A 3,121-nucleotide genomic window follows, 5' to 3' on the forward strand; every position below is an offset into this window, starting at 1 on the left:
AAATGTTATAATATAACATATCTCTATCGCGAGCGGCTGTCAACCGGCCAAAGCACGACTCTTTCAACTCCTGCTGCCATGGCTTGATGTTTGACTGTGGCATCTCCTGCCCCGTCACCAAAGAAGACCCCCGGATCAAGGCCGGGTGCGCCGAAAGGGGTCGCTGCTTCAAAAACACACCTTGCCCTCACCCACGCCGGCCTGCCAGAGCATCACCATGACCCTGGATGTGTCGATTGGCGCAGCGCTGCTCGCCGGCATGCTGAGCTTCCTCAGCCCCTGCGTGCTGCCGCTGGTGCCGCCCTATCTTTGCTATATCACCGGCGCGTCGCTGGAGGAGCTGGTAGACCACCAGGCCCGCCCGCGCGAGGAGCGCCGCCGCACCCTGCTCGCGGCCTTGCTGTTCGTGCTCGGCTTTTCCACCGTTTTTGTGGCGCTGGGGGCCAGCGCCTCATGGATCGGCGGGCTGCTCCGCACCGAGCTCGCCCGTCAGGTGGAGCTGTTTGGCTTCGCCTTTAACCCCATCACCGCCATCGCCGGGCTGATCATCATCGTCATGGGACTGCATTTCCTGGGCGTGTTCCGCCTGCTGTTTCTGTCGCGCGAGGTGCGCTACCATCATGACGTTCATCCCGGCGGGCTGGCGGGCGCCTATGTGATAGGCCTCGCCTTCGCCTTCGGCTGGACGCCATGCATCGGCCCGGTGCTCGGTACCATCCTCACCATCGCGGCCAGCGAGCAGGACATGGCCAAGGGGGCTGGCCTGCTCGCCGTCTATTCGGCGGGCCTGGGCATTCCCTTCCTGTTGGCGGCCGCCGGCATCGGCACCTTCATGGGTTTCATGGCCGGTTTCCGCAAGCATCTGGCGAAGGTCGAGAAAGTCGCCGGCGCGCTGCTGATCCTGTCCGGTATCATGTTCATCACCGGCGGCATCCAGGCGGTATCCTACTGGCTGATCGAGCGCTTCCCCGTGCTGCTCACTCTCGGCTAAAAAGGGGGCATGGAAAAGCTCCGGGGGATCAGGGTCTGCGTGTTCGACGCCTATGGCACGCTGTTTGATGTGCATGCGCCGCTCAGGCGGCTCGCGCCGGAAATCGGCCCTAAAGCCGAGGAGATCTCGGAGCTGTGGCGGCGAAAACAGCTCGAATACACCTGGCTCAGGAGCCTGATGGGGGTCCATGCCGATTTCTGGCAGGTAACGGGCGAGGCGCTGGACTATGCGCTGGAGCGCCATCAGGTGGCGGAGCCGGGCCTCCGCGACGAAATCATGGCGCTGTTTCTGAAGCTTGATGCCTATCCGGATGCGCGGGAGGCCCTCGCGGCGGTGAAGGCAACGGGCCGTCTCACCGCAATCCTCTCCAACGGCAGTCCTTCGATGCTGGAAGCGGCGGTGCGCCACGCGGGGCTCGACGGCCTGTTCAACGCCCTGTTGTCGGTCGAGGAGGTGGGCATCTACAAGCCCAGCCGCCGCGTCTACCGTCTGGCCATGCAGAAGCTGCAACTGCAGGATCCGGCCAGCGTGTGCTTCGTGTCCGCCAACAGCTGGGACGCGCAAGGCGCTGCCCAATTCGGTTTCCAGGCGGTCAGAGTGAACCGCACTGGCGCCGGCGATGACCGTATCCCGGGCCGCCCCGCCGCCCAGATCGGCGATCTCAGCGAGCTGACGGCCCTGATTTAGCGCAATACCGACCGCGCATTTTCGCTGGCTGTCATGGCGCGACTTTCGCGATAACATCGCTCCATATATGTTATATGTGGAGGACGGTGTATGTCTTGGAACGACAGCAAAGGCACGGCCTGGACCTGGTACAAGGGCGCCTGGCATTCCGGCAACCCGCAGATCATGGGGCCGATGACCCATGCGCCTTGGCTGGGTTCCTGCGTGTTTGACGGCGCGCGCGCCTTCGCCGGCGTCGCCCCCGATCTTGACCGGCATTGCCAGCGCATCGTCCGCTCGGCGAAGATCTTCGGGCTTGCGCCGCAGCCCGGCGCCGGCGAAATCGAGGAGATCGTGCGCGACGGCATCGCAAGGTTTCCGAAGACCGCCGAACTCTACCTCCGTCCGATGTTCTGGGCCGAGGACGGTTTCGTCGATGTCGATCCGGACTCGACCCAGTTCTCGGTCTCCGTCTATGACGCGCCGATCCCCAAACCCACCGGTTTTTCTGTCACCTGCTCGCCGTTCCGCCGGCCATCGCTCGAATATGCGCCGACCGACGCCAAGGCCGCCTGCCACTATCCCAATTCGGCCCGCGCCATGCGCGAGGCCAAGACGCGCGGCTTCGACAACGCGGTGATGCTCGATTCGCTGGGCCATGTGGCGGAGCTCGCTACCGCTAACATCTGGTTCGCCAAGGACGGCGAGGCGCATACGCCCATTCCCAATGGGACGTTCCTGGACGGCATCACCCGGCAGCGGGTGATCCGGCTGTTGCGAAAGGCTGGCATCACGGTGCATGAGCGCGCCATCCGCTGGCAGGAATTCCTGGAGGCCGACGAGGTGTTCGCCACCGGCAATTACGCCAAGGTAGCGCCCATTACCCGCGTCGAGCAGCGCAACTTTCAGCCGGGGCCCATCATGCAGAAAGCCCGCGACCTCTACTGGGACTTCGCACTCGCCGGCCGTTAGACCGTCATTGCCTCTCCTGCTGCTTGCGCCGTGGGCGGGATGATTATTCCCCCGTCCCGCATCCGGCTTGACTCCATCCGCCATTTATGGAACAAAACATGAACAATCTGGATGATGACAGTCATGCGTATGAAACCGGCAGATACTGCGCGGGGCGAGGACCTATCGCCCCTGATGACCGCCTTGCGCGGCCAGATCGCGCGGCTTGAACAGGCCCAGGCCCGGCTGGCAAGGCCGGAGTCGGGGGTGAAACCCTGGCTCACCGGGCTTGCCGCCATCGACAGCCACCTGCCCGCTCAGGGCCTGGCCCGCGCCGGGCTGCATGATGTGTCGCCCCGGAGCCATGACGACCAGCCGGCCGCCATGGGTTTCGCGCTGGCGCTGGCGCTCCGCCGTCTCGCCTGCCCGCGGGAGCGCCGCCCCATCCTGTGGTGCCGGCTCGCCGCGCGGGAGCGTGAGCATGGCCGGCTGCACGGTCATGGCCTGGAGGGC

At 64.8% G+C, this 3,121-nt stretch carries 3 protein-coding genes and 1 pseudogene; all 4 read left to right on the forward strand.

What is annotated here, in order from left to right:
* Window positions 1–217 precede the first annotated feature (217 nt).
* The gene (locus ACKOED_RS16885; protein ID WP_408917794.1) at window positions 218–991 is read left to right on the forward strand and encodes a cytochrome c biogenesis CcdA family protein; all 774 of its coding nucleotides are present in this window, start codon (window positions 218–220) and stop codon (window positions 989–991) included.
* A gap of 9 nt (window positions 992–1,000) precedes the next feature.
* Window positions 1,001–1,678: a haloacid dehalogenase type II gene (locus ACKOED_RS16890; RefSeq protein WP_408917795.1), complete on the forward strand. Its 678-nt coding sequence runs from the start codon at window positions 1,001–1,003 to the stop codon at window positions 1,676–1,678.
* Between the two features lie 90 nt (window positions 1,679–1,768).
* Window positions 1,769–2,629 carry a branched-chain amino acid aminotransferase gene (locus ACKOED_RS16895; RefSeq protein ID WP_408917796.1) on the forward strand — a complete coding sequence of 287 codons (861 nt, stop codon included), beginning with the start codon at window positions 1,769–1,771 and terminating at the stop codon, window positions 2,627–2,629.
* A 174-nt stretch (window positions 2,630–2,803) separates the two neighbouring features.
* Window positions 2,804–3,121, forward strand: a pseudogene (locus ACKOED_RS16900) (hypothetical protein); the annotation flags it as partial.

The sequence above is a fragment of the Aestuariivirga sp. genome (assembly GCF_046093005.1).
Classification (GTDB): Bacteria; Pseudomonadota; Alphaproteobacteria; order Rhizobiales; family Aestuariivirgaceae; genus Aestuariivirga.